This is a genomic window from Sporosarcina sp. Y838, assembly GCF_056786515.1.
In genome coordinates, this window is the sequence record NZ_JBXCJD010000017.1 from 37,492 (window position 1) to 62,872 (window position 25,381).

The following is a 25,381-nucleotide window of genomic DNA, read 5'->3' on the forward strand; positions in this document are numbered from 1 at the left end:
CTACATCTATGACGTATCCTCTTAATAGAAAACACCCCCCGCATCGATTAAAACCGATGCGGGGGGTGTTTTGTCCTTGTCATATTTAATTAGGCTTCTTTGAAAAACTAGCCTCTTTTTCACTTACTCTTCTATTTGAATGAAATACTCTTTTTTTCGATATACCATTGCTTGCATCGTTGCAACAAGTTCTTTTCCATTACTGATATCAATAGTATACCAGGCAAGGCGGTGGTTTCGTTTATCTTCGCGGGCGACAGCAGTAATTGTTTCGCCGGGAAGAGCAGCTGACATAAAATTCATTGTCGTTGTAACTCCGACTGCAGTTTTTCCATATGAGTTACTTGCAACAGCAAAAACGTAATCAGCTAATGAAAACAATACTGCACCGTGAACCGTATTGTGCGCGTTTAACATATTCTCGTTAGGAACTAGTTCCGCTGTAGCTGTACCGGGACCAAAATCTATCAGCTTCATGCCGATAAACTGTGCGTATGGCTCCTGCTCCATAATAGTGCGAATTTCATCATAGTGTTGTTCATGGACAGCGAAATCATCAATGCGTGTTGTCATTTTGCCACACCTCTCATTAATTCAATATATTTTTTTGGAGATTACTGCATAATTAGGTACTTAAAAGATGAAAATCCCTACGGAAATACTCAATTATTATAAAACATAAACTAAACGGTATATAAAAAATAGATATACAACTAGTCAAAATCGTACCATATATAATTCGGAAAGTGAACAAGATTCTGAAAGTTACGTGAAAAGGAAGCAAAACTAAGAGTTTTCAGAAATTATTGTTGACACTGAATTAATTATGTATTAAAGTACTTTGTATAACAAGAAATAATCGTAACGTTCAAATCCAGTTATACTATTGAACTGGTACACACCGTCGGAATGTTTGCCAACACATTGGCAAGTGAAATCAGATAATCGGAAAAGAGGAGTTTAGTTATGAGTAACGAACAAAAAGTCTTTGATGTGACAATTATTGGTGGAGGCCCTGTAGGATTATTTACCGCATTTTACGCCGGTATGAGAAAAATGTCTGTGAACGTTATTGAAAGCCTGCCACAACTTGGTGGTCAGCTCTCTGCTTTATATCCTGAAAAGTATATTTATGATATTGCTGGATTTCCGAAAATTAGTGGTCAGGAACTCATTGATAATTTAGTAAATCAAATGTCTCAATTCGAGCCGACGATCACACTTGAACAGGACGTTCAGCAAGTAGAGAAACAAGTTGACGGAACTTTTAAACTGACAACGAATCGCGCAATTCATTTTTCTAAGACCATAATTATTACGGCGGGTAATGGCGCGTTTCAGCCCAAAAAACTTAATCTGGATTCAGCAGAAAAGTTCGAAGGGAAGAACTTGCATTACTTCATAAAGGATTTACAACAGTTTGCAGGTAAGAATGTACAAATCTTTGGAGGTGGCGACTCAGCTGTTGACTGGTCATTGATGCTAGAGCCAATTGCAAAAAAAGTGACGCTTGTACACAGACGCGATAAATTCCGTGCTCATGAGGCAAGTGTAGAAAATCTAATGAACTCATCCGTTGAAGTCAAAACTCCGTTCGTACCTATAGAATTTATTGGTGCAAATAATATAGAACAGGTTGTCCTTGAAAAAGTGAAGGGCGATCAAGAAGAAGTAATTGATGTAGACGACGTTATCGTAAACTACGGGTTCGTTTCATCACTCGGTCCAATTAGCGAATGGGGCCTTGAAATCGTGAAAAATAGTATTGTCGTCAACTCAAAAATGGAAACGAATATAGAGGGCATTTATGCAGCCGGTGATATTTGCACGTATGAAGGGAAAGTAAAGTTGATTGCAAGTGGATTTGGCGAGGCTCCGACAGCAGTCAGCAATGCTAAGGTTTACATCGATCCAACAGCGAAAGTGCAAGCAACTCACAGTACAACGCTTATGGAACAAACAGAAAAGAAGAAAGTTAAAGTCGGTCAATAAAAGATAGGCGTGTTGCGAACAGTATAAGGAGGGGACGAATGGAATGGCTAAATATACGATTGTTGATCAGGAAACTTGTATTGCCTGCGGAGCGTGTGGGGCGAGTGCGCCAGACATTTTTGATTATAACGATGAAGGACTTGCGTTTGTACATCTAGATGATAACGAAGGGTGTTCTGAAGTTGATGAAGATCTATACGATGATCTAGAAGATGCATTGGAAGGCTGCCCTACTGATTCAATTAAAGTATCGCAACACCCAATTGTACTAGAGGAAGCATAAGAGAGTTAATTCAATTTCATAACTAGTCTATTCGCATGTTTACGGACTACTTAAAATTCAAAATTTGACAGTCAAAAATAAAATTTAAATTTATCAGAATACATTTGCTTTTTGAATATCTATGCACTATACTGACCTTATATATAACAATATACACAGTCATCGTTAAAATCTTGTTATACGAAGCGGTGAGATTATATAGCTCAAATAAAGGGGGATTTAAATTGACGACTTTACAGATTACGGCTGATGAGGAAAAGGTAGCACATTTTATGCAACGTATTAAGGCAGGGGATAAGATCGAAGCAGATGATTGGATGCCTGAAGAATACAGACAGACATTGATTAAACTGATTTCGATGCACGGTATTAGCGAAATAATGGGAGCGCTTCCTGAGAAAGAATGGGTACCGAAAGCCCCTTCTCTTAATAGAAAGCTTGGCATTATGGCAAAAGTACAGGACGAAATGGGCCATGGCCAGTTGCTACTTCGAGTTACGGAAGACTTACTAGTACCATATGGCAAAAACCGTGGAGATATAATGCAGGACTTATTCAATGAGGACTTGAAATTTCATAACGTATTCCACATGGAAACGAGAACATGGGCAGATGCAGGCCTCGTAGGCTGGCTTGTTGATGGAGCAGCTATTATTACACAGACCGATATGCTTGGTGCTTCATACGGACCCTACGCAAGGGCGTTGCAACGCATTTGTGCTGAAGAAGTATTTCATGCACAGCATGGGGAGTCAATCATCATGGCGTTAGCAGAAGGCACGGAAGATCAAAAGGCAATGATTCAAGACGCTCTTAATCGCTGGTGGGAGGCATTACTGATGTTCTTCGGACCGGCAAGTAAAGAAACAACGGGTTCATCGAAACAAGACTTAACCATCAAATATAAAATCCGTACGAAAACAAATGAGGATTTCAGGCAACTCTTTTTTGATAAATACATTCCGCGTATTTTATCGCTTGGCTTAACAATTCCAGATCCGACTTTCCACTACGATAAAGAAAATGAGTTATGGTCGTACCAACAACCAGATTGGGAAGAGTTTAAGAGAATTATTAAAAATAAAGGGCCCCGTTCACAAGCACGCCTGAACTTGCGCCGGTCATCTTATGAACATAGTGCATGGGTTCGTGATGCACTAAGCGCGACAATCAAATAAAGATAGGAGTTGGGGGAAAATGGCACAAGAGAATACATTTTATCAAGAATATGAAGTATTTAGTAAACGGACGCCGAGTTCGTCATTCCAGCACCAATTCAGCTTGCTGGCTCCAAACGAAGAAATGGCTATCATGTTGGCGCAAGAAAATTTCATGCGCCGCGAACCGGTTGCCGACATTTGGGTTGTGAATCGGAACCACGTTAGAAGGTTGAACGCTGAAGAGAAAATGACGCTCGGCAGACTTGACAATAAAGATTATCGTACGACAAAAGGATACGGCTACTTAAAGAAAAAGTGGCGTCACTACGAACAGGGAATGTTGGATGAAAAAGAAATCTTGTCATGGGGAGGAGATCAGAAATGAGCACTATCGAAAACGTATTGACCGTGGAAAACAAAGAAGCGATAACGAGTTTGTTATTCCAATTAGCGGATGATGATTTCTTGTACTCTTATCGTGGATCTGAGTGGCTCGGGCTAGCTCCTCACATTGAGGAAGACGTCGCTTCTTCTTCAATTAGCCAAGACAGTATGGGGCATGCAGCAATGTTCTACAAGCTTCTAGAAGATTTGGGAGTGGGAGAAGCGGATGATCTGGCTCATTTGCGACCGGCACATGAAAGAAGAAACAGCATTTTGACTGAGCGAGTAAACGGTGATGGCTATTATATGGAGACGCCCCAGTATGATTGGGCATATCAAGTTGTAAGAAGTTATTTTTACACACAAGCAAAAAAAATGAAAGTCGATTCTTTATGCCAAAGCTCGTATAGACCACTTGCTGAAGCGGCAGTAAAAGTGAAAATGGAACTTTATTATCACAGGTTACATTGGGAAACTTGGTTTAAGCAATTATTGAGTTCTACCGATGTTGCAAAAAAGAAAATGAATGATGCAATTGCTCTCGTTATGAATGACTTTGGAGATGTATTCTCTTTTGGAAATCAAGAACTAGCAATTGAAAAATATAAATTGATAGACAATGAGGAAAAGTTGAAAGAAAACTGGATAGCAAGCATCGAACCAGTGTTTGTTGCTCTACAAATGGATCTACCGACGATTCCTGAAAAACCAACGAATAATGGACGGAATGGCGAGCATACAGAAGATTTGGATGAAGCACTGCTTACACTTTCAGAAGTTTACAAGTTAGATCCGGCGGCTACCTGGTAACTGAAAAAGGAAAGAGGCGATCTTAATGACTACAACTTTAGAATTAACAACGGAGCGTGTATTAGAAGTGCTCATGACAGTGAAAGATCCTGAAATTGACTCAGTTAGCATTATTGACCTTGGTATGGTTGAAGAAGTCACGACTGAAGGAAATAACGTAAAAGTAGTTCTACTTCCGACGTTTTTAGGATGCCCGGCTCTCGACATTATTAAAAAAAACACGGCAAATGCTATAAAACAACTTCCTGAAGTGGAAGAAGTCGAAGTAGAAATCGTCTTTCATCCACCTTGGACGTCAGACCGTATTACAGAAGAAGGGCATGTGAATCTGCGAGCGTTCGGAATAGCTCCACCACCCCGCCATTTTGAAGAAGATGGTTCATGGCATGTTGATTGCGCATATTGTGGATCTACATATGTGACAATGGAAAATATTTTTGGGCCGACTGCGTGCAGAAGTATTTTGTATTGTAAGAGCTGTAAAAACGTATTTGAGGCAATGAAACCTGTTTCGACACTAATGTAAAGTGAGGAGAATAATAAATGGCTAAACTAATTGCGTTATACAAACACCCTGAAAATAAAGAGGAATTTGATGAACATTACTTCAATGTTCATGCACCAATTACAGCGAAAATTCCTGGACTGCGTGAAATGAAGGTAACTAAAGTAACTGGATCTCCAATGGGTGGCGAAGGAAAATACTACCTAACATGCGAGATGTACTATGACAATTTAGAAGCATTACAGCAAGGCTTACGTTCACCTGAAGGGAAAGCATCTGGTAAGGACTTAATGGGGTTTGCAGGTAATCTTGTCACATTAATGATTGGTGAGGATGCATAATGACCAGTTTCGAATTCATTGAAACTTCAATAGAGGGAAACGACATTGCGGTCATTTGTCTGAATCGGCCCCGTCAGTTAAATTCATTGAATCGGAAACTGATTAGTGAAGTAGTCATTGCGATGGAAGAATTTGATCGTGACGATACTGTAAGAATCATCGTGTTGACTGGAAAAGGACGCGCATTTTCAGCTGGAGCTGACATTGATGAGATGGCTAATGATAATCCAATCAGCCTTGAGCTTTTGAATCAATTTGCCGATTGGGACCGCTTAGCTCTCATTAAAAAGCCAATCATCGGTGCAGTAAAAGGCTTCGTAATGGGCGGAGGGTTCGAACTTGCCCTTTGCTGTGATCTATTAATCTCAGCAAGCGGCACAGAATTTTCATTTCCAGAGGTTGGCCTTGGCGTCATGCCAGGTGCAGGAGGTACACAGAGGTTGACGAAACTTGCTGGTCGTACGAAAGCACTGGAATGGCTATGGACAGGGGAGCGGATTTCTGCGGAAACGGCTCTGAAACACGGAGTCATCAACAAAATCGTTGCCCCTGAACTATTAATGGAAGAAACGTTGAAATTTGCAAAACGGCTTGCTAAACAGCCGCCACTATCGGTACGCCTCATTAAAGATTCGGTAAATAAAGCAGTGGACTCTCCTTTAAATGAAGGAATGCAATATGAACGGAAAAATTTCTATCTACTATTCGCTTCACAGGATCAAAAAGAAGGTATGAACGCATTTGTTGAAAAAAGAAAACCAGATTTTCAGGGTAAGTAAGGAGGTAGCTCAATGTTTGAGACAATTCGTTATGAAGTTGAAAATGGAATTGCATGGCTCTATTTAAATAGGCCAGACAAACTGAATGCATTTATCGCACAGATGAACCGAGAAGTGAAAAATGCAGTCAAAGCCGCTTCCAATGATGACGCAGTTCGTTGTATTGTCATAACGGGTGAAGGACGGGCATTTTGTTCCGGACAGGATTTATCAGAAGTCGATGAAAACATGGACCATGGTCAAGTGCTAAGAGACCATTATGGTCCGATGGTTAATCAAATTAGACAATGTGAAAAACCGATTATTGCAGCTGTAAATGGAGTTGCAGCTGGAGCCGGATTTAGCCTCGCACTTGCGTGTGACTTCAGACTTATTTCGGAACGTGCAAGTTTTTTGAACGCTTTTGTACATGTCGGTCTTATTCCTGATTCTGGTAATCTCTATTATTTGACACAACTTGTAGGACATTCCAAAGCGTTGGAACTAGCCGTTTTAGGAGAAAAAGTACCAGCCGATAAGGCAGTAGAAATGGGTCTTGCGAATCGACTTATTTCATCTGAAACATGGGAAGAAGATATAACCACATTTGCAGCGCATCTTGCCGCTCTGCCAACAAAAGCAATAGGCTTGATAAAACGATCCTTGAAAGCAGTTACGGAATTATCTTTTGAAGATTATCTTGAACAAGAAGCACAAGGGCAGCGTATAGCTGGTTTAACAACTGATCATCGTGAAGGTGTTACTGCATTTATGGAAAAACGCAAACCTGTTTATACAGGACAATAGGAGGAATAAACCAATGACGACAATTCAAGAAGGAAAAATAGAGCAAGAATCAATGAAACGTGACTTTTACAAACTTTTCATTAACGGTGAACAAGTCGAAAGTAGCAATGGCGAACGCACAAAAATTTACAATCCTGCGACGGGTGAACTTCTTGCGGAAGTAGCAAAAGCAACACAAGAAGATGCTGAAAGAGCTGTTCAAGCTGCCAGAGATTCATTTGATAATGGAAAATGGAAAATAACGCCTTCAGGACGTCGTGCACGTGTACTCAACAAAATTGCAGCAATTATGGGCTCACGCTTTAATGAGCTGGTAGAACTTGAAATTTTAAATACAGGTAAATCACTTGCAGCTGCTAAAGGGCAGATTTCACAAGCAATTGAAGACTTTGAATTTTACGCGGGCGCAATTGTTGGACACGGTGGCTCTGTAAACAACGTACCTGGTCAATTCCATAACTACACAGAAAAAGAACCACTAGGTGTATGTGCGCAAATTATTCCGTGGAACTATCCACTAATGATGGCTGCTTGGAAAATTGCTCCGGCGATTGCAGCAGGTTGCTCGGTTGTTATTAAACCGGCGTCACTAACGCCGCTTACAGCTATTATTCTTGGGGAAATTTGTTTCGAAGCAGGCGTTCCAGCCGGCGTTGTTAACATTTTACCAGGATCTGGTTCTGAAATTGGTAACTACTTGGTAGAACATGATTTAGTGAATAAAGTTGCGTTCACGGGTTCTACACCAATCGGAAAAGACATTATGGCAAGAGCAGCAGGAACTGTAAAACGCGTAACACTAGAACTTGGTGGGAAATCCCCAAGCCTTGTTTTTGAAGATGCAGACATTGAGGCGGCTGTTGATGGTTCACTCTATGGTGCGTTCAATAACACAGGTCAATCTTGTGATGCACGTACGCGTATCTATATTCATGAAAATGTGTACGATGAGTTCGTTGAGAAGTTTATTGCTAAAACAGAAAAACTATCAATTGGAGATCCATTTGATAAAGGAACACATATGGGCGCGGTTATCGATCAAGGACAATTGGACACAGTGAAAATGTATGTTCAATCTGCGATTGATGAAGGTGCGGAAATCCTTACTGGTGGGAAAGAATTGAAACCAGAAGGCTTTGAAAACGGGTATTGGTATGCGCCGACAATTATTGGAAACGTAACACAAGAAATGAAGGTTGTGCGTGAAGAAATCTTCGGTCCAGTTGTTGTAGTATCGAAGTTTAAAAATGAAAAAGAGGCAATTGCATTAGCGAATGACTCAGAATTTGGTCTAGCATCTTCTATTTGGTCAACAAATGATGCAACTACAACACGTGTTGCAAACCAAATTCAAGCGGGAATCGTTATGATTAATACGCCATTCTCTGCATTCCCAGGTACACCATTCGGTGGCTATAAACAATCCGGATTTGGCCGTGAACTATCAGTCGGATCGCTTGATCTTTACACTGAAACGAAAAGCATCATGTCTTACTTTGGCAGCCGTCCAGTAAATCCATTCGGACTATAATTGAAAAGCGCAAGGCGCAGTTTAGCCGCGACAGGCATAAGTCAATCCAGCGACGTGGCGCACTTTGCCACATAGCTTGATTGCTTATGACCCGAGCGGCTTGCGCCTGGAGCTAGACAAGAAAAGCGCAGGGCGCAGTTTAGCCGCGACAGGCATAAGTCAAAAGGAAGGCAGTCTAAGATCGCGACGTCCTGTCGCAACGACTGCATACCTGCCTCCTTGCAGGCACGGCGTGGCGCACTTTGCCACATAGCTGGATTGTTTATGGCCCGAGCGGCTTGCGCCCGGAGCTAGACATTGTTCCATATTGAAAAATTATAATGATCTATTAAAAAATGACGGACAGGGATGTGTTATCTCTTGTCCGTATTCTTTCATCATAAAAAGGAGGGTACTGATGATTAATCGTATAGTTGTTGTCGGTTCCGGCGTGATGGGTAGAGGGATTGCCTATGTTGGAGCACTTGGTGGGTATTCAGTTACGATTGTTGATATTAACGAGACTGCACTACAAAATGCAAAGAATGAAATTGAAGTTATTTTTGAAAAAGGACTTAAGTATGGAAAAATCTCAGCGGATACAGCTGAAAAGGCGCGCCAAAATTTAAACTATGAAAACAATCTTGCAAAAGTTGCAGGAAACGCGGATTTAATTATTGAAGCCGTACCTGAACTAGCATCGATTAAAAAACAAGTGTTTGAAGAAATAGAAGAACACGCTTCAAAAGAGTGTTATTTTGCAACGAATACATCGACGATGAGTCCGACAGAAATTGCTTCTTTCGGTAAACGTCCAGAAAAAACAATCGCTATGCACTTTTTCAATCCTGTACATAAAATGCCACTTGTTGAAATTGTTCGTGGTTTGGAAACAAGTGATGAAACGGCGGATGTAATTAGACAAGTAGCCGTGAATATGGGCAAAGAAACTGTTGTTATTAATGAATTTCCAGGATTCGTCACAAGCCGAATTAGTGCACTTGTTGGCAACGAAGCATTTTACATGCTACAAGAAGGGCTTGGAACACCAGAAGAAATTGATAAAGCAATTAAGCTTGGTTTAAATTACCCCATGGGACCATTTGAACTCGTGGATTTGGTTGGACTTGATGCGCGTCTGAATAACCTGAAATATTTACACGAAAAGCTTGGAGAGAAGTACCGTCCCGCGCCTCTATTGGAGCAATATGTAAAAGCGGGCCGCCTTGGTCGAAAAAGTGGTAAAGGCGTATACGACTATACAATTGTAGAAGAGGTGGTTACGAAATGAGAGAAGTAGTCATAGTAGATGCTGTCCGTACACCCATCGGTAGATATAATGGCGCGTTGAAAGACGTACGTCCGGATGATTTGGGAGCGGTTGTTATTAAGGCACTAGTCGAACGGAATCCCAACCTGCCGACAGAGAAAATTGAAGAAGTTATATTCGGAAACGCTAATCAAGCTGGGGAAGATAACCGTAATGTAGCTCGAATGTCCGGCTTGTTAGCGGGTCTTCCTGTCGAAGTGGCGGGCACGACGATTAACCGTCTTTGTGGTTCAGGGCTTGATGCTGTCATTTTCGCTGCAAGAGCAATCGCGGTTGGAGATGGCGATATTTACATTGCCGGCGGAACAGAAAGCATGACGCGTGCACCCCTTGTCATGTCAAAACCTGATAAAGCATTTCCACGTGGCAATATGGAATTACAAGATACAACAATCGGTTGGCGCTTTACGAATAATAAGCTGAAAGAAATGTATGGCGTAGATTCAATGCCGCAGACAGCTGAAAACGTCGCACAACGATATGCGATAACGCGAGAAAATCAGGATTTATTTGCTTATGAAAGCCAACAACGTGCGAAAAGAGCAATGGAAGAAAATCGTTTCGCTGAAGAAATTGTTCCGGTTGTCTATAAAGATCGGAAAGGTAACGAAATCACTGTGGATCGGGATGAACATCCAAGGGCGGACACGACACTTGAAAAGCTTGGTAAACTGAAACCGATATTTGAAGGTGGTACCGTTACAGCAGGCAACGCTTCGGGTGTCAATGACGGTGCGTCTGCTTTGCTTCTTATGAGTGCTGAGAAAGCGAAAGAACTAAACCTTAAGCCGCTAGCTAAATATGTTATTGGAGCAACAGCGGGACTTGAACCTGCCGTAATGGGTCTTGGTCCGATATATGCTTCAAGAAAAGCATTGGAACGAGCAGGGCTGACAACAAATGATATTGGACTTGTTGAATTAAATGAGGCTTTTGCTTCTCAATCGCTTGAGTGTATACGCCAGTTAGAACTAGATGATAAAAAAGTAAACGTCAATGGTGGCGCAATCGCATTTGGACATCCATTAGGTGCTAGTGGGGCCAGAATTCTTACTACACTTTTATATGAAATGAAAAAACAGGACGTTAAATATGGACTAGCAACGATGTGTATCGGGGTAGGCCAGGGAATTGCGGCAATTATTGAGAATGTAACGGAATAATTAGTTGAAAATAGCTGTCCTTCAAGGGCCGGTGCTCTTCTTGAAAAGGAAAGGATGAGCCGCGGCAGGAGTTGGACAGTTTTTTTACACTAGGAAATGATAAAATCTCGTACTGTGGATAACCTGCGGAAGGTGATCTTTCACGTCTAGACTCCAGCGCCTAAGGGCTCGGATCATAAGTCATACCGGCTTGCGAGGCAAAGAACGCCTCTTCGCCGGTCTGTCTTATGCCTGTCGCCCTTGACCAGGCGCTTGTGCTTTTGTTTATTATAAAGGAGATGGAAAAATGTCAACTATTTTATATAAAAAAGAAAACAATATTGCATATGTGACTGTTAACCGTGAAGAAGCATTGAATTGCTTTAATTACGAAACGCTACATCAGCTTCAAGAGGTAACGGATTCTATTTCGTTAGATCAAGAGGTGAAAGTGGTTATTTTTACTGGAGCAGGTGAAAAATCATTTAGTGCAGGCGCTGATTTGAAAGAACGTAAGACACTAAATGAAACAGAGGTTAGGAGAAACGTCAAAGCAATTAGAGATGCGTTCAACAGCATTGCGAGTCTGCCACAGCCGACAATTGCTGCAGTGAACGGCTATGCATTTGGCGGCGGTTTTGAGTTGATGTTATCATGTGACTTTTCAATAGCGGTCGAGGGTGTGAAAATGGGGCTGACTGAAACGAGCTGGGCCATTATTCCAGGTGCTGGCGGGACGCAACGCCTTCCAAGACTTGTAGGAGAAATGAAGGCGAAAGAGTTAATCTTCACTGCAAGAAGAATCACTGCAGAAGAAGCTCTAGGGCTCGGTATTGTTTTGAGAGTTGTGAATAAGGAAGAACTTCTTGCAGCTTGTGAACAACTAGCTTACGATATGATGAAAAATGGTCCGGTTGCAATTAGGCAAGCGAAGTATGCAATTACACAAGGGATGAACACGGATTTGCAGACGGGACTTGCAATTGAATCGAAAGCCTACGAATTAATAATCCCGACCGAAGATCGAACGGAAGCTCTCCTTGCATTCAGTGAAAAAAGAAGTCCGCTATTTTTGGGTAAATAAGTTTTCTTTTATTGATAAAACGATATAATGGGAATAGGAAAAATCATGATACATTTTTATGTTCGAATAAGAAAGAGTGAGGTTAATTGGCGAATGCACAATCAATGATTTTTACAATATATGGAGATTATATTCGTCATTACGGAAATAATATCTGGATTGGTAGCCTGATTAGATTACTGAAAGAGTTTGGACATAATGAACAATCCGTTCGTGTTGCCGTTTCCAGAATGATGAAGCAAGGGTGGCTTAATTCGGAAAAAAAGGGGAATAAAAGCTATTATTTCTTGACATCTCGTGGAGAAATACGAATTGAAGAGGCAGCTGCCCGAATATTTAAATTGATGCCACACGAGTGGGATGGTAAATGGCGTATATTGATGTACGCGATTCCGGAAGAAAAAAGACAGATTCGTGATGAACTGCGTAAGGAACTTTTATGGAGTGGACTAGGGAGCTTTTCAAATGGTTGCTGGATTACACCGAATGACCTTGGGGTAGAAGTAAGACTACTCATTGATAAATATAACATCCAAGCTTACGTGGATTTATTCCTATCCGAATATAAAGGACCGCAAGCAGACAGAGCGCTTGTTGAAAAAAGCTGGCCACTTTCAGAAATTGAAGGGAAGTATCAGGAATTCATTTCGACGTACAGCAATAAGTATATTGTTCATCAAAGCCTAATAAATAATGGGCAAATGACGAATGCAGAGTGCTTCGTAGAGAGAACAAACCTTGTCCATGAATATCGTAAGTTCCTTTTTATAGATCCTGGACTACCGAAAGAGTTGCTTCCGGAAATATGGAACGGTAATCATGCCGCTCATTTGTTTGAACAATATTATAAGCTATTGGCCCAATCGGCTAACCAATTTTTCGAAGATGTATTTCAAGAAGATAATGACATGCGCAGGAAAGATAAATCTTATGATGCAGATGACCACCCGCTCATTATTGACTAATAACTATCGACAATTATTTTCATAAAAAAACTGGGTGCCTAAAGGCTACCCAGTTTTTTTAATCATTTTCACTGTTTTTGAAAATCTCTCGGTATTCATAGCCTTTTTGAACATATGAATCAATCGACAGTTGAATAATTTCGAAATCTTTTTCGTTCAATTCCCTTACTACTTTCCCGGGTGAACCGACAACCAGTGAGCGCGGAGGAATTTTCTTTCCGGGTGGGATTAATGTGTTCGCGCCAATAATACACTCTTCACCAATTTCGGCATGGTCTAGAATTGTAGATCCCATGCCAATTATTGACCGTTTTCCAACTTTGCAGCCATGCAGGATTACATTATGTCCAACGGTCACTTCATCATCTATAAGGACTGGAGCGCCCTCATATAAATGGATTGTTGAATTGTCCTGGATGCTACATCTATTGCCTATTGTAATAGACCCTTCATCCCCTCGTAGGACTGTATTAAACCAAATGGTAGATTCTAGCCCAATCTGAACTTCCCCGATAACTTTAGCACCTGGTGCGACGAAAACTGTTGGATCGAGAACTGGTTTTTTCCCTTTATACGTAATTATCATAAAAATTACCCCCATTTTTTAAAGTATCATAATTGTTTTTTAACTCCATATACTATAACATATTTACATAGGAGTGGATGAAAAATGATATACGTTTGTGAAATGCTTCAGATTGATTTTCCGATTATTCAAGGTGGAATGGGCAACATTAGTAATGCACAACTGACGGCAGCAGTTTCAGAGGCTGGGGGTCTAGGTACAATAGGATGCGGAACAATGACTCCGGAAGAAGTAGAAGATATAATAGTTGAAACAAAAAAACTAACGGATAAAAACTTCGCAATCAATATCGCAATCAGTGTTTCACCATACGTAAAAGAACTTATTAACCTTGTTACCAAATATAATATTGCTGTTGTTTCGCTGTCGGCGGGAAATCCAGCGCCCTATATTTCAGAACTACATGAACGGGGTGTGATAGTCATTGCGCTCGTAGCTTCAGTGAAGCATGCCCAAAAAGCGGAAGCGGCCGGGGCAGATATATTAGTGGCAGAGGGGTTTGAAGCAGCTGGCATCAACTCAACTTTGGAGCTGACGACATTCACGCTAATACCGCAAATAGTGAAAAGTGTTAAAGTACCGGTAATTGCTGCGGGTGGAATCGGTGATGGCAAAGGATTGGCAGCTGCGCTAATGTTAGGCGCAAGTGGTGTGCAGATTGGTACGCGTTTAATCGCGACGAAGGAGGCGCCATTCCATGACACGTACAAGCAGAGCCTTGTGAAAGCAAGTGATACAGAAACGTTACTTATTGGACGTAGTGTTGGAAGGTTGAGGCGGATTTTAAAGACACCTTATGCTATGAAACTTAATAGCTTGGAAAGAGCAGGAATGACAATTGAACAATATGGTGAAATGACATCGGAAAAACAACATGTTAAAGGTGCAATTGAAGGCGATATGGAAAATGGTTTTATCAATAGCGGTCAAATTGCCGGATTGATCGAAAACATTCCGACTGTTAAAGATTTACTAAATAGTATGATGGAAGAAGCGGAAAATAGAATGAATAAATCACTAGGTGAATTCGGAAAAATACAAAGAAATAAAAATGATTAGGCAAGTAATGCAATACCTAATCGACCGGGTTAACACCAACCCGCGTCATGGAGAAAAATGAATTTGTTTAGTTGAGGTTACGAACCAGGTAATCCTACTAGAATATCGGAAGCTTAGCAGCTATTAATATGTAAGTACAACATGCACTGACGGGAATAGCTGTCGGTGTTTTTATATTCATGAAATAGAGGGGGGAGATGGACTAGACAATTAAAAGCTCCGAGAATGGCTTACCGTAATTCGTTAAAGTATGTGGTTAGAGTAATGCATGTTTTGAAAAGATTTTTACATATTATACACATTGAATAAACGAAAACTGAATATAAAAAAACTAATAGACCATGCAAAATCAATGAGAATTTGTTCCGACAGATTAAGTTGTCTAAAATAGATAGAAAATTACCTATCCGAGAGACGAGTATCTCATGTGAATAACAAGTGTTAACTATTTTGATGAAATCGTTGTTTAGCTCTAACTTATCAGAATGAGCCTTTAACAGGTATTATTCACTAAAATATGAACGAAATTAATATAGGCATTTTGAATGAGTCGAAGATAGAAGTCATATATTTGAATTAAATTATGTTAAAATTATAAGCAGAGTGATTTTATCCGCTCCAGAATTTTCTGGGTAGAAACAATCACATCTTTTTTTGTCTCAGGTGAATCAACAGAATCTTGATGTCCTCGTAGCATGCGAACTGTCTTTCCCCGATAAGACATACAGTCCAATCCTATCTAACATTCCCTGTGACAAAGAGAACTACAAATGAATACTGAAAGGACTTGATTGAATGCGATCTGATATTTCCGCAGATCTAGATTTAGAAGAAAAAGACTTAAGCCCCAAAGAAGAAAAAACTGGTGACTATACATTTGACCGAGTCCCACGTGAAGAACGTAAAATGGGATGGCTAAGTATCACCAATATCACATTCGGCATCGCAACTGCCATATTCTATTTCCAGACGGGAAGCGTCCTGGCACTGAAATTTGGAGCGGCCAATGCGATCATCTCGGCAATCTACGCTATTATTGTCGCAGGAATCCTTGGAAGCATCATCGTTTATTTGTCGGCAAAATCCGGTATGAATGTCAACTTATTATCCCGCGGAGGATTCGGTTACATCGGGGCCTCGTTAACCTCATTAATCTACGCATCGAATTTTATCATGTATTGTGCATTTGAAGGCATGATTCTAGTCGCTGCGGTCCATGCATATTTCCCCGCCATCCCTGTATGGCTCTTAATTGTCGTCTTTGGTTCATTGGTCATTCCATTAAACTGGTTCGGCATTAAACAATTGGACAAACTACAGAAATGGTCATTGCCCATTTTTTTCATCTTTCTGATTGCAGCGATTGTCGTTGCGTCCAACTACCCGTCGCAATACGCGGGCAATTTTTGGACCTATATTCCTGAAGGCGTCCAAATCGGCGGAGCCGCATTGCTGTTATGTATAGGAATGCAGCACGGCATAATGGGGCTAACCGCGTTAATTGCCTCGGATTACGCGCGTTTCCTGAAACCAAAAGATTTAAAAATCGGTTCAATCGCCATCGGTTTTATTCCGCAAATATTTTGTTTTGGCGTGATGGGCGGCCTCGGTATTTGGTTCGGTGTCACACTTGGCGAAGCAAACCCGGGTGTTTACATCGTTGTCCTGTTAGGGCTCGGCGGTGTGCTGTTTACAGTGCTCACACAAATTCGCATCAACATTACCAATATTTACAGCAGCTCGCTGTCCCTGTCGAACTTTTTTGAAAACATGTTCGGCTTTAAACCTGGGCGTCGCTTTTGGGTCGTGGTGGCTGCAGTTGCTGCAATGATCCTGATGCTCGGCGGTATTGTCGACCATCTCGGTATGGCAATGACTTTCCAAGGCGTCGCATTAATGAGTTGGGCGTCGATTCTAGTAACAGATGCACTGATTCTTAAGAAATGGCTTAAAATCGGACCAGGTTATTATGAATCAAGACAGAAAAATTTGTATAAATGGAATCCGGTAGGTGTTGTAGCGTTGACCGTGCCTACTATACTGGGGACGATTGCGGCACTCGGCTATATGGGCACATTCCTCCAAAGTACGGCAGCGTTTTTCGCAGCATTTTTGGCGGCTATTCTGACCGTCATCCTGGGAATAGCGACAAAAGGCCGTTATTATATGAAGAGAGAAGTGCATGATATTCCGAAAGAGGATTGGATTGCCTGAGAAAACATAATGAGTTCCACCAATGAATTGCCGCACCTGTAAGCTTTGCGCTCCGGGTGCGTTTTTTTGTTTATGACCATTTTCTTAAATATTGGTTTTTTTACTATTTACTCAAATTTTCCGTTAAAACCATATAAGGTATATGCTAAAGGGACAAGTGAGCTTGAAAATCGGTATAATTCTATTTCCCGCGTGATTTTATTATACAAAATTCTTTTTGTGTGCTGTTATCGATTTCAACTTTTCCATTCTCTCGTTTTAGGGAGTGCTGAATACCATTTAAAAGATAAAATTTTTGATGGACTTGCATCCCGTTGGCCAAGTGCATTTGCTACATAACAAGCCTCTATCCAATCACACCTCAAAATCAACTCCGTAAATGTTTGAAATACCGTTCATCATACCCAAGTCGTTCCGATGCTTCATTTCCTGCCTCCATGACTTTTTTTGCAATTTGATTGATTTTATGGTCTGTCATTCGTTGGATGGGACCGACTACAGCAACGGCACTCACAATCTGGCCAGTATAGTCACGGATTGGGGCTGCAACTGATCTCGTTCCCTCGGTTAGCTCCTCTGTACTGACTGCAAATCCCTGCTGGCGAATCGTTTCAAGCTCGTTTCGTAATTGAGCGGGATTCGTAAGTGTATTATTCATATGGGCAACCAGTCCTTCTTCAATCACTTTTTCTACAATGTTGGATTCACTAAAAGCAAGTAGGACCTTACCTGAACTTGTACAATAAGATGGATTTCTTCTGCCAAGATGAGTCAAGATGCGAACAGGATGATTGCACTCTTCCTTATGAATATAAATCGTTTCAAGTTCATCTAATATGGCTAAATGCGCTGTTTCACCCGTATCATTAACTAATTTGGACAGAACAGGTGTGGCCTCCTTATGAATCTCTAAATCATTTGTGATAATTCCACCTAAGGTGAGAACGGATAACCCTAAACGGTAAGCATTGGTCTTCTCGTCTTTTGTTACGAAACCTTCACTTGCTAGCGTTGAAAGTAGTCTGCTTACGGTACTTTTACCTAAACCTAAGGATTTGGAAAGCTCGTTAACTCTCTTCGTAGGTTCAAAGGTTGAAAAACTTTTGAGTATACGTAGTGCATTTCTGACGGAAGTTAGAATTTGTGGACTTCCTTTATTTTCTGACATGACTTTTTTACCCTCCAATATTTTTGTTCCGTATAAAGGAACGGTATAATTCGTAATTATATCAGCGAAAGATGCTTTATGTATACATATACTCTAAGTAAATTAAATAACTGATCGGTTATATTTTTATTTGTTGTATTGGAACGCCGACGTTTATATATTTTGATATTACCCCTATAGTTAGGTCAAGTTGATAAAAAGTTCTGATTTTGAACGTTTATTAACTATATATTTATGAAAAAATAAGGAGGAATTTATCATGCAAACAACAATAACAAAGGTGAAAGTAAGTCCAATCGATTGCTTCCACTATATTAATGGAAAGTATTTGCAATCAGTCAATGGTAAAACATTTGAAAATATTAACCCAGCAACTGAAGAGGTGTTAGGAATTGTTGCAGAAGGTGGAAAAGAAGAAGTAGATCATGCAGTCGGTATCGCGAGAAGGGTTATTAAAGGAGATTGGGGAAACATGCCATTAAGTCAGCGCTCCGCTATCATTCGCAAAATAGGAGATTTGATCTTAGAAAGAAAAGAGGAATTAGCAATACTCGAGTCCTTGGATACAGGAAAGCCATTATGGCTTTCGAAAAAAGTGGATATTGAACGTGCAGCGTACAATTTCCATTTCTTTGCTAACTATATGACAACAGTAGGAACGGAGGCATACCAACAAGATAATATAGCCTTGCATTTCGCGATATGATACGACCAGTTGACGGAATTGTACCGGAGACTGGTCGTTTAGTTTCAATTTTTAGACCTTTGCCAAAGATATAATGTTTACCAACAGGTTGTTTTAGACGGTGTAGCTCACGTTTTTGATACTATAGCATCCAACTTGTACACTTAAAGGAACTAGAGAAAATAATCTACTAGTAAAAGCTTTATAGTTAACAAAAAGCAATAGGAAAAGGTAGGATAACTTCAAGGCCTCACCAATTCCTATGCCGAGGGAAAAATAAAAATGACTATCCAATTGTATATCGATTGGATAGTCATTTTTACGTTGATATAAAACCATTTACAAGTGTTTCATGTCAAAAATGTATCGTTAGCATTCCAATGGGTCAGTCGCCCGATGTAAGCCATTTTTCTTTGAAATCGATTGCAGGGAGTGGGGGGCTGAAGTAATAGCCTTGAGCGTAATCACAGCCAATCTCATTTAAGAATTGATATTCTTCTTGTCCTTCTACACCTTCAGCTATGACTTTCAAATCGAGTTCTTTTGCTACGGCTATAATCGTTTTTACAATGGCTTTGCTCTCATCGTCTCGATTCATTCCAATAACAAATGACTTATCGATTTTCAATGAATCAAGTGGATATTTATTCAAATAGCCGAGTGATGAGTATCCTGTTCCAAAGTCATCCATTGATAGACTTATACCAAGTTCTTTTAAGGCATCTAACTTTTCACTCATCGCCTCTGCATACATCGCAATACTTTCAGTAATCTCTAACACGATATAGGTCGCATCAAGTGCATTGTTCTCAATTGTGGTTTTCACTTTCTCTAGAAAATTTGGATCGATTAATTGTCTGACAGATACATTAATACCTACTCTTAATGGCTTATATGCTTCCTTTTGCCAACGAGCACTTTGTTCAATTGCTGTATTCAGTACCCAGTGGCCTATTGGAATAATCATTCCTGTTTCTTCCGCAATTGAAATAAATTCATCCGGTGTAACTTGTCCAAGTGTTTTGTTATTCCAGCTTATAAGAGATTCCATTCCCATGATTTCATTTGTTTTCAGATTCATAATAGGCTGGTAATAAAGTTCGAATTCTTCATTTTCTAAAGCGGTTCTTAATTGTTTTTCAATCATCATTTTTCTGTAAAAATCATGATGCATTTCCGATGTAAACAATTGATAGTTATTTTTCCCTCTATCTTTCACGTAGTACATTGCGGTATCTGCATGTTTTATTAATGTATTAGCGTCATCCCCATCATTTGGAAAGAGGCTAATTCCAATGCTTGGAGTAATATGGTAATTGCTACCGTCGATTAAAAAGCTGTTTCTGAATTCTCCCAATAATTCCTTGGCAAAGTCTTCACTATCTTTCGCCTTATAATGAGGAAGTAAAATGGTGAATTCGTCGCCGCCAATACGATAAAACCCTGCAGAATTATGTTTTTTCTTGATTAAGTTTTCAATACGTCTTGATACTTCTATTAATAAGAGATCACCGACGTCATGTCCAAGTGTGTCATTGATGTATTTAAATCGATCCAAATCGAGAAACATTATTGCATTCTGACTTGTCTCGGTTTTAGCTTTTTCTAAAAGGTTAGTTAAGTTCTCATTAAACATTCTTCGATTCGGTAATCCTGTTAAAGCATCATGATTTGCTTGGAGCTTGATCGTATCTTCATATTTTATTCGTTCCGTAATGTCTGTAGATACAGCAAGTAGCACTGAACTATCATTGGTATCTATTGGTATTTTAACAGTTTGTAACCAGATGGTATCTCCTGAATTGGCTGTTACGGCTTCTTCTCTAATGAAGAGTTTTTCCGAATGTTTGTGCATATTCTTTTCTTGATTGACGTTTTGTTTCACTACACGTGTATCATGATGTATGTCATAGTCTGTTTTCCCAATCATATCTTGAATTCTCATGCCCATTAACTGTGCATATGATTGATTCACAAGTGTATATCGATCACTTTCGTCGAGAGCATAAATATAGTTTGGGTTTAAATCTATGACTTGGAATAGAAACTTCTTTTGATCAGATAGCTTCTTATTCATATTGTTTACTAATTCAAGATACATTCGGCTCGTAAGAATTAATAAGGAAATAGCAAAGACCAAGATCGCAATCGAACTTGGGTACAATCTTGTCGAAGGGAACATATTTAAAATGCCTATTGCGTATGCAATTGACGTAAAGATATTAAAATAAACTAAAAATGAACGCACGCTCTTATCTTGAACATGTAAACTAATCAAAAAACAGGTAATCATACTAACTATAAAAAGAAGAACATTTGCATTGTAAAACCATGACAGCTCTCCGTAAACAGGGAAGTAAAATATATTAGAACCAAATTTTAAAAGCTCTAATTCACGAATCCCTTTAACACTCCATCCGCTTATGTAAACTAGAAAGGATAAGCCATAGAATAATAAGACGGTAATACCATTTACAAAAAAACGCCACTTTTTTTTCAAGTCATCTGATAGCATCTCTTGAACAATTGTATACCCAACATAGAAAAGCGTAGGCGTTATCATGATAGAGCCAAATCGAAAGAGTTTGAAAAAGAATTCAATAGTCTCTTTTTTGAACAAATCATACGAATATAAGAATGCAACATCTAATTGCCAGAATGAGGCTAAGAGGAGAAATATAAAAATGATTTTTGATAGATTATTATTTTTGAATAAAACAAGTATCGTAATTCCAATACATAAGGGGATACAAGTTAACAAAATTAAAAAAAGAAAAAACATATAATGAGCCTCCTATGCATGTGTCAATAATAGACAAGCATTATTCCCGCTACTCCCATGGGTAGTTATACATACGGACTCTACAGCTTGATATCTAGTTTGATAAACAATCGGTACGTCTTCAAATCCATTCCCAGTTGTTTTAATTGTAGGGGGGATAAATCCATATTCCATTGAAAGCAGCGATGAAATGATTTGCATTGCTCCCATTGCACCAAATGTATGTCCAATCATACCTTTTATTGAAGTGATTGGAACGTCCGTACCAAAGGTTTCCTTAAGGATAAATCGTTCTATCTGATCATTGGTTTTTATACCAAGTGCCTGACTGTTCACATAACTTGGTTTAGTATTTCCAACGGCTTCTTGAAAAACTTCTAGCAGATGTCTACCAGTTACATCTGAGCTTAATAGTTTTTGTCCTTCATTTCTTGAAATGACACGTTCAATTTTACCGTATATTTTTTGTCCGCGCGCTTGTGCAGATTGTCTCCGCTCTAGAACGATGACACCTGCCCCTTCGGCTAAAACAAAACCGCGATGTTTCGTTGAAAATGGGACTCCAGCTTGATCAATAGTCGGCTCAGTCGAGAGGGATCTTATCTTTTTAAAGCCATTGATCGTCCATTGGCCTAAAGGGGCATCTGTTCCTCCTACTATACAAGCATCTACAGTCCCGTTCTCAAGTAGGAGTTTTCCCATCAAAACTGCGTCAATACTGGCAGTACATCCTGTTGTTAATGTGAAGGTAGGTCCGCGCGTTCCTAACGCTTCAGCAACAGAAACAGAAAGAGTATGTGTATCAACAATTGAAATCCCATGAATAGGGAAGGTTTTCAATTCAAAACCCGCAGTAGCGTATTGTTCAATTTCAAGAATTGCGCCAGCAGCTGTACCTAAAATTACTGCAACACGCTGTGGCTTAAAATAATCTGAATTCGCCATTTTAGAAGCATCCATTGCAGCAGCAATTGCCATTCTTACAGAACGCGGATATCGTTTATGGTTTTTCCCATTTATCTCTAGAAAACTGTCCTCTATTAAACCCGCAACGATAATAGTATGAGGCTGATTATCATTTTTTAAAATGCTCTGTGTACAGATACCTTTATCTAATACCTTTAAAAAGCTGTTTTTATCATAAACACCAGGAGCTTTAATGCCATAACCTGTTATTACGATATCGTCCAATTACATCACCTACAAATTTCGACTTTATGTTATTATATACGACAAAATAAGATGAAGTCTATATTCAAGAAATCTTGAGACCTGTTATGGTAATTCAAATATTTCATCATTAAATTTTAACATGTACACTGGATACTTACGTATTATTTGTGTGATATATTTTTAAAAAGCCGAATGATTTCACTATGAGTGGAATTGGATTTTTCTATTTTGAAAACCCTGAAGAAGTGCTGCAATGAAACGAAATTAAAATAAAGTTAAAACCAAACAGCTTTCTTTTTCTGAGGCGGTAGGTTGAATAGAAGTCGATTAATGGTTGAAAGTATTGGAGATTTTTTTATAATACAAGTAAGTTTGATTTATAAACGTATTCGAAATATTTATTTTAATTTTAGATGGTTTTTTACAAGAAGTGGGAACGGAATTCTACTAAAGGGTCAAGTTAATTCAATAAGAACCTTTCCACCTGTTTAATTGTGTGCCAGCTCATGTTATAATGAGGAGCTTAGGATATTTAATGCTTTTACTCACAATTGAACGGATGCTAAAGAAGCCTCCGCCTACCGATAAAATATGGAGGTGTAAGAAAATGATTAAACGATGGACAATCGCTAAAATTAAGGAATTTGTTGAGAACAATTCGGAGAGTAAATTATTAACGACGGAATATCATGGTTTTTCTCAAAAATTACTATTTAAATGTGCATGTGGTAGCAACTTTGAGAAAACATTTACGAAATTTAATAATAATAACCAACGTAAATGTGACGTATGCCAACCGCCAAAAGCATCACGCGACGCATAGCGGTTAAATGAAGTGCTGATTTCTATTAAAGAGAAATTGGCGCTATTTTTATTTCATTGGAGATATATGATGGATGATGAGTTCGTGGATGAAATAATTAGTTATTGACGCCAATTCGCCAATTCCTTTTTTAAAGGCTTTAGCAAATCTTCACTAACAAAAAGGATAAATTAATACTGCTAGATCACCTCTGTATAATGACGTGAAATAAAAATGACCGCTTGGTTTGTGAACACCAAGCGGTCGATGGAATAATAGGTGGGGAGGACTTGCTAACTGTCAATAATGGCACGTCTCGTATTAAAATTTTGCTCAATAACTGCTAGTTCAATTAAGACATGGACTGATTATTACAAATCAGAAATCATACCGCCGTCTACGACAAATTGTGCTCCTGTAGAATAACTAGAATCGTCTGAAGCTAAGTAGATGACTAAGTTTGATACTTCTTCTGTTTTTGCCCTTCTTCTTAAAGGAATGTCTTGTTCAAGTTTTTTAATGAATTCAGCGACATCGCCCTGTTCCGCCATTGGAGATTCAATAACGCCAGGGTGTACTGAGTTTACTCGGATATTGAATTGACCAAGCTCTGCAGCAGCACCTTTTGTCATACCGGTCACTGCATGTTTTGATGCACTATAAGCGATTGCGGTCGGTGCACTAACCAAACCGTCAACGGATGAAATATTTACAATCGAACCGCCTTTTGCTCTTTTCATAGATGGTACTACTGTTTTCATACCTAGGAATACACCTAATTCATCAATTTCAAATGTTTTTCTAAAATCTTCCTCAGTCAGATCTTCTAAAAGTTTGAAAATACCAATTCCGGCATTATTGACTAATACTGTAATAGGTCCAAATACTTCTTCTGTTTTTTCTACAACTTCTTTCCAGTTTTCACCATTTGAAACATTAAGTTTCAATGCAATTGCATTTTCTCCTACTTCATCAGCCAACTTTTGAGCAGCCTCTAGATTAATATCTGTGATAACAACTTTTGCACCTTCCTCTACGAACTTGCGTACATGCGTAGCACCCATCCCTTGAGCGGCACCTGTAATGATTGCGACTTTGTTTTGTAATTTCATGTATAAACTCCTCCCTTATTATATTATTCCGAATTAATAGACTTATCATTTTTCATTTTAGTGTCATTTATATTTCATGTCAAATTATAAGTTTTAATGCGGTTGACATCGAATGGTGTAAATAAAAAGGGTTATTGAAATTAGCTCATATTGTTGTAACGAAATTTAATCAATAATTGAAATTGAATAGTGATAGAAGGAAATGAATGAAACACATCGACACTAATCATCAGAATTGGATAAAGGGAAACTAGAAGGTTTGAGTCCAGTGTACAAGAGAATTCTAGCCAAAGAGGCTGAGACGAGGGGATTAACTAATTGAGCGTTTTGATTTGAAAGCTAAGTCCTTAAAATTATTTACTTAAATCAGAAAAGTGAACCATAGTCATGCATAATCCAAGTTACAATGCATATAATAAAGTTGAACAACTGCCTTGAATAAGTTTTATTCAATGGAAGGCAGATGGTTATCAGGTGCCTCAAATGATAACCTATAGTTAGAAAAAGGGTGACGATTAGGCACCGTGAAAAATTGATACACTATCCGGACTTAGGGTGCCGGAAGTTCGCTAGCAACTTAAAACCTAATCATTATATTCAAGAAAAGGGAGGAAGTATTTATACTTTCCTCTCTTTTTTGAGTGCGCCCAGCATGGGCGTAGTCTATAGGGTGCAAGTCCCGAACTGTGAAGGCAGAAGTAACAGTTAGCTTAACGCAAGGGTGTCCAT

At 39.3% G+C, this 25,381-nt stretch carries 23 protein-coding genes and 1 pseudogene; 18 read left to right on the forward strand and 6 right to left on the reverse strand.

The window, feature by feature from the left end; translation table 11 throughout:
- Positions 1-123 precede the first annotated feature (123 nt).
- Positions 124-573, reverse strand: a complete 450-nt coding sequence (locus AC1TO4_RS15990) for a PaaI family thioesterase (protein ID WP_482106143.1) — start codon at positions 571-573, stop codon at positions 124-126.
- 393 nt (positions 574-966) lie between these two features.
- Between AC1TO4_RS15990 and AC1TO4_RS15995 the strand changes: the two genes are divergently transcribed.
- The 14 genes from AC1TO4_RS15995 to paaX all read left to right on the forward strand — a co-directional run bounded on the left by AC1TO4_RS15995 (position 967) and on the right by paaX (position 13,071).
- Entirely contained in the window at positions 967-1,992 is a 1,026-nt protein-coding gene (locus AC1TO4_RS15995) for an NAD(P)/FAD-dependent oxidoreductase (protein ID WP_482106144.1), read from the forward strand.
- 43 nt (positions 1,993-2,035) lie between these two features.
- A complete protein-coding gene (locus AC1TO4_RS16000) occupies positions 2,036-2,275 on the forward strand; it encodes a ferredoxin (protein ID WP_482100962.1) in 240 nt (79 codons plus the stop codon).
- 272 nt (positions 2,276-2,547) lie between these two features.
- On the forward strand, positions 2,548-3,453 hold the full coding sequence (gene paaA, locus AC1TO4_RS16005; protein ID WP_482106162.1) for a 1,2-phenylacetyl-CoA epoxidase subunit PaaA: 906 nt from the start codon (positions 2,548-2,550) through the stop codon (positions 3,451-3,453).
- A gap of 19 nt (positions 3,454-3,472) precedes the next feature.
- A complete protein-coding gene (paaB, locus tag AC1TO4_RS16010; protein ID WP_482100961.1) occupies positions 3,473-3,820 on the forward strand; it encodes a 1,2-phenylacetyl-CoA epoxidase subunit PaaB in 348 nt (115 codons plus the stop codon).
- Positions 3,817-4,629 (forward strand): 1,2-phenylacetyl-CoA epoxidase subunit PaaC, encoded by an 813-nt coding sequence (gene paaC, locus AC1TO4_RS16015; protein ID WP_482106145.1) that lies wholly within the window; start codon positions 3,817-3,819, stop codon positions 4,627-4,629. Before paaB ends, paaC begins: the two co-directional genes overlap by 4 nt.
- A gap of 25 nt (positions 4,630-4,654) precedes the next feature.
- Positions 4,655-5,155 (forward strand): 1,2-phenylacetyl-CoA epoxidase subunit PaaD, encoded by a 501-nt coding sequence (gene paaD, locus AC1TO4_RS16020; RefSeq protein WP_482100959.1) that lies wholly within the window; start codon positions 4,655-4,657, stop codon positions 5,153-5,155.
- Between the two features lie 17 nt (positions 5,156-5,172).
- Positions 5,173-5,475, forward strand: a complete 303-nt coding sequence (locus AC1TO4_RS16025; protein WP_482106146.1) for an EthD family reductase — start codon at positions 5,173-5,175, stop codon at positions 5,473-5,475.
- Positions 5,475-6,254, forward strand: coding sequence for an enoyl-CoA hydratase/isomerase family protein (locus AC1TO4_RS16030; RefSeq protein WP_482106147.1), 780 nt, complete (start codon positions 5,475-5,477; stop codon positions 6,252-6,254). Before AC1TO4_RS16025 ends, AC1TO4_RS16030 begins: the two co-directional genes overlap by 1 nt.
- A 12-nt stretch (positions 6,255-6,266) precedes the next feature.
- Positions 6,267-7,040: an enoyl-CoA hydratase-related protein gene (locus AC1TO4_RS16035; protein ID WP_482106148.1), complete on the forward strand. Its 774-nt coding sequence runs from the start codon at positions 6,267-6,269 to the stop codon at positions 7,038-7,040.
- A 13-nt stretch (positions 7,041-7,053) separates the two neighbouring features.
- Positions 7,054-8,571 (forward strand): aldehyde dehydrogenase family protein, encoded by a 1,518-nt coding sequence (locus AC1TO4_RS16040; RefSeq protein ID WP_482106149.1) that lies wholly within the window; start codon positions 7,054-7,056, stop codon positions 8,569-8,571.
- 397 nt (positions 8,572-8,968) lie between these two features.
- Positions 8,969-9,841: a 3-hydroxyacyl-CoA dehydrogenase gene (locus AC1TO4_RS16045; protein ID WP_482100954.1), complete on the forward strand. Its 873-nt coding sequence runs from the start codon at positions 8,969-8,971 to the stop codon at positions 9,839-9,841.
- Positions 9,838-11,043 carry a 3-oxoadipyl-CoA thiolase gene (locus tag AC1TO4_RS16050; RefSeq protein ID WP_482106150.1) on the forward strand — a complete coding sequence of 402 codons (1,206 nt, stop codon included), beginning with the start codon at positions 9,838-9,840 and terminating at the stop codon, positions 11,041-11,043. The genes AC1TO4_RS16045 and AC1TO4_RS16050 overlap by 4 nt, the downstream gene beginning before the upstream one ends.
- Positions 11,044-11,329: 286 nt before the next feature.
- Complete coding sequence (locus AC1TO4_RS16055; RefSeq protein ID WP_482106151.1) at positions 11,330-12,106, forward strand: enoyl-CoA hydratase-related protein; 777 nt, start codon at positions 11,330-11,332, stop codon at positions 12,104-12,106.
- An 86-nt stretch (positions 12,107-12,192) separates the two neighbouring features.
- A complete protein-coding gene (gene paaX / locus AC1TO4_RS16060) occupies positions 12,193-13,071 on the forward strand; it encodes a phenylacetic acid degradation operon negative regulatory protein PaaX (protein WP_482100951.1) in 879 nt (292 codons plus the stop codon).
- Positions 13,072-13,129: 58 nt separating this feature from the next.
- On the opposite strand, the gene AC1TO4_RS16065 is transcribed toward paaX, so the two are convergent.
- Entirely contained in the window at positions 13,130-13,657 is a 528-nt protein-coding gene (locus tag AC1TO4_RS16065; RefSeq protein WP_482106152.1) for a gamma carbonic anhydrase family protein, read from the reverse strand.
- A gap of 84 nt (positions 13,658-13,741) precedes the next feature.
- Here AC1TO4_RS16065 and AC1TO4_RS16070 point away from each other — a divergent pair, with 84 nt between their 5' ends.
- On the forward strand, positions 13,742-14,716 hold the full coding sequence (locus tag AC1TO4_RS16070) for an NAD(P)H-dependent flavin oxidoreductase (RefSeq protein ID WP_482106153.1): 975 nt from the start codon (positions 13,742-13,744) through the stop codon (positions 14,714-14,716).
- 795 nt (positions 14,717-15,511) lie between these two features.
- The gene (locus AC1TO4_RS16075) at positions 15,512-16,930 is read left to right on the forward strand and encodes a purine-cytosine permease family protein (protein WP_482106154.1); all 1,419 of its coding nucleotides are present in this window, start codon (positions 15,512-15,514) and stop codon (positions 16,928-16,930) included.
- A 367-nt stretch (positions 16,931-17,297) separates the two neighbouring features.
- Here AC1TO4_RS16075 and AC1TO4_RS16080 read toward each other — a convergent pair whose 3' ends face one another.
- Positions 17,298-18,098 carry an IclR family transcriptional regulator gene (locus AC1TO4_RS16080; RefSeq protein WP_482106155.1) on the reverse strand — a complete coding sequence of 267 codons (801 nt, stop codon included), beginning with the start codon at positions 18,096-18,098 and terminating at the stop codon, positions 17,298-17,300.
- A 259-nt stretch (positions 18,099-18,357) separates the two neighbouring features.
- Between AC1TO4_RS16080 and AC1TO4_RS16085 the strand changes: the two are divergent.
- Positions 18,358-18,801: pseudogene (locus tag AC1TO4_RS16085) on the forward strand (aldehyde dehydrogenase family protein); the annotation flags it as partial.
- A 367-nt stretch (positions 18,802-19,168) separates the two neighbouring features.
- On the opposite strand, the gene AC1TO4_RS16090 reads toward AC1TO4_RS16085, so the two are convergent.
- The gene (locus tag AC1TO4_RS16090) at positions 19,169-21,565 is read right to left on the reverse strand and encodes an EAL domain-containing protein (RefSeq protein ID WP_482106156.1); all 2,397 of its coding nucleotides are present in this window, start codon (positions 21,563-21,565) and stop codon (positions 19,169-19,171) included.
- A gap of 12 nt (positions 21,566-21,577) precedes the next feature.
- Positions 21,578-22,756 (reverse strand): beta-ketoacyl synthase N-terminal-like domain-containing protein, encoded by a 1,179-nt coding sequence (locus tag AC1TO4_RS16095; RefSeq protein ID WP_482106157.1) that lies wholly within the window; start codon positions 22,754-22,756, stop codon positions 21,578-21,580.
- A 589-nt stretch (positions 22,757-23,345) separates the two neighbouring features.
- On the opposite strand from AC1TO4_RS16095, the gene AC1TO4_RS16100 reads away from it, so the two are divergent.
- On the forward strand, positions 23,346-23,561 hold the full coding sequence (locus tag AC1TO4_RS16100) for a hypothetical protein (protein ID WP_482106158.1): 216 nt from the start codon (positions 23,346-23,348) through the stop codon (positions 23,559-23,561).
- Positions 23,562-23,911: 350 nt separating this feature from the next.
- Here the strand turns inward: AC1TO4_RS16100 and AC1TO4_RS16105 are convergent, their stop codons facing one another.
- Complete coding sequence (locus AC1TO4_RS16105; RefSeq protein WP_482106159.1) at positions 23,912-24,652, reverse strand: SDR family NAD(P)-dependent oxidoreductase; 741 nt, start codon at positions 24,650-24,652, stop codon at positions 23,912-23,914.
- Positions 24,653-25,381 lie beyond the last annotated feature (729 nt).

Bases quoted from the DNA above. Each gene is read 5' to 3' on its own strand.
- AC1TO4_RS15990 (WP_482106143.1), bottom strand. From the start codon at position 573: ATGACAACACGCATTGATGATTTCGCTGTCCATGAACAACACTATGAT.
- AC1TO4_RS15995 (WP_482106144.1), top strand. From the start codon at position 967: ATGAGTAACGAACAAAAAGTCTTTGATGTGACAATTATTGGTGGAGGC.
- AC1TO4_RS16000 (WP_482100962.1), top strand. From the start codon at position 2,036: ATGGCTAAATATACGATTGTTGATCAGGAAACTTGTATTGCCTGCGGA.
- paaA (WP_482106162.1), top strand. From the start codon at position 2,548: ATGCAACGTATTAAGGCAGGGGATAAGATCGAAGCAGATGATTGGATG.
- paaB (WP_482100961.1), top strand. From the start codon at position 3,473: ATGGCACAAGAGAATACATTTTATCAAGAATATGAAGTATTTAGTAAA.
- paaC (WP_482106145.1), top strand. From the start codon at position 3,817: ATGAGCACTATCGAAAACGTATTGACCGTGGAAAACAAAGAAGCGATA.
- paaD (WP_482100959.1), top strand. From the start codon at position 4,655: ATGACTACAACTTTAGAATTAACAACGGAGCGTGTATTAGAAGTGCTC.
- AC1TO4_RS16025 (WP_482106146.1), top strand. From the start codon at position 5,173: ATGGCTAAACTAATTGCGTTATACAAACACCCTGAAAATAAAGAGGAA.
- AC1TO4_RS16030 (WP_482106147.1), top strand. From the start codon at position 5,475: ATGACCAGTTTCGAATTCATTGAAACTTCAATAGAGGGAAACGACATT.
- AC1TO4_RS16035 (WP_482106148.1), top strand. From the start codon at position 6,267: ATGTTTGAGACAATTCGTTATGAAGTTGAAAATGGAATTGCATGGCTC.
- AC1TO4_RS16040 (WP_482106149.1), top strand. From the start codon at position 7,054: ATGACGACAATTCAAGAAGGAAAAATAGAGCAAGAATCAATGAAACGT.
- AC1TO4_RS16045 (WP_482100954.1), top strand. From the start codon at position 8,969: ATGATTAATCGTATAGTTGTTGTCGGTTCCGGCGTGATGGGTAGAGGG.
- AC1TO4_RS16050 (WP_482106150.1), top strand. From the start codon at position 9,838: ATGAGAGAAGTAGTCATAGTAGATGCTGTCCGTACACCCATCGGTAGA.
- AC1TO4_RS16055 (WP_482106151.1), top strand. From the start codon at position 11,330: ATGTCAACTATTTTATATAAAAAAGAAAACAATATTGCATATGTGACT.
- AC1TO4_RS16065 (WP_482106152.1), bottom strand. From the start codon at position 13,657: ATGATAATTACGTATAAAGGGAAAAAACCAGTTCTCGATCCAACAGTT.
- AC1TO4_RS16070 (WP_482106153.1), top strand. From the start codon at position 13,742: ATGATATACGTTTGTGAAATGCTTCAGATTGATTTTCCGATTATTCAA.
- AC1TO4_RS16075 (WP_482106154.1), top strand. From the start codon at position 15,512: ATGCGATCTGATATTTCCGCAGATCTAGATTTAGAAGAAAAAGACTTA.
- AC1TO4_RS16080 (WP_482106155.1), bottom strand. From the start codon at position 18,098: ATGTCAGAAAATAAAGGAAGTCCACAAATTCTAACTTCCGTCAGAAAT.
- AC1TO4_RS16090 (WP_482106156.1), bottom strand. From the start codon at position 21,565: ATGTTTTTTCTTTTTTTAATTTTGTTAACTTGTATCCCCTTATGTATT.
- AC1TO4_RS16100 (WP_482106158.1), top strand. From the start codon at position 23,346: ATGATTAAACGATGGACAATCGCTAAAATTAAGGAATTTGTTGAGAAC.
- AC1TO4_RS16105 (WP_482106159.1), bottom strand. From the start codon at position 24,652: ATGAAATTACAAAACAAAGTCGCAATCATTACAGGTGCCGCTCAAGGG.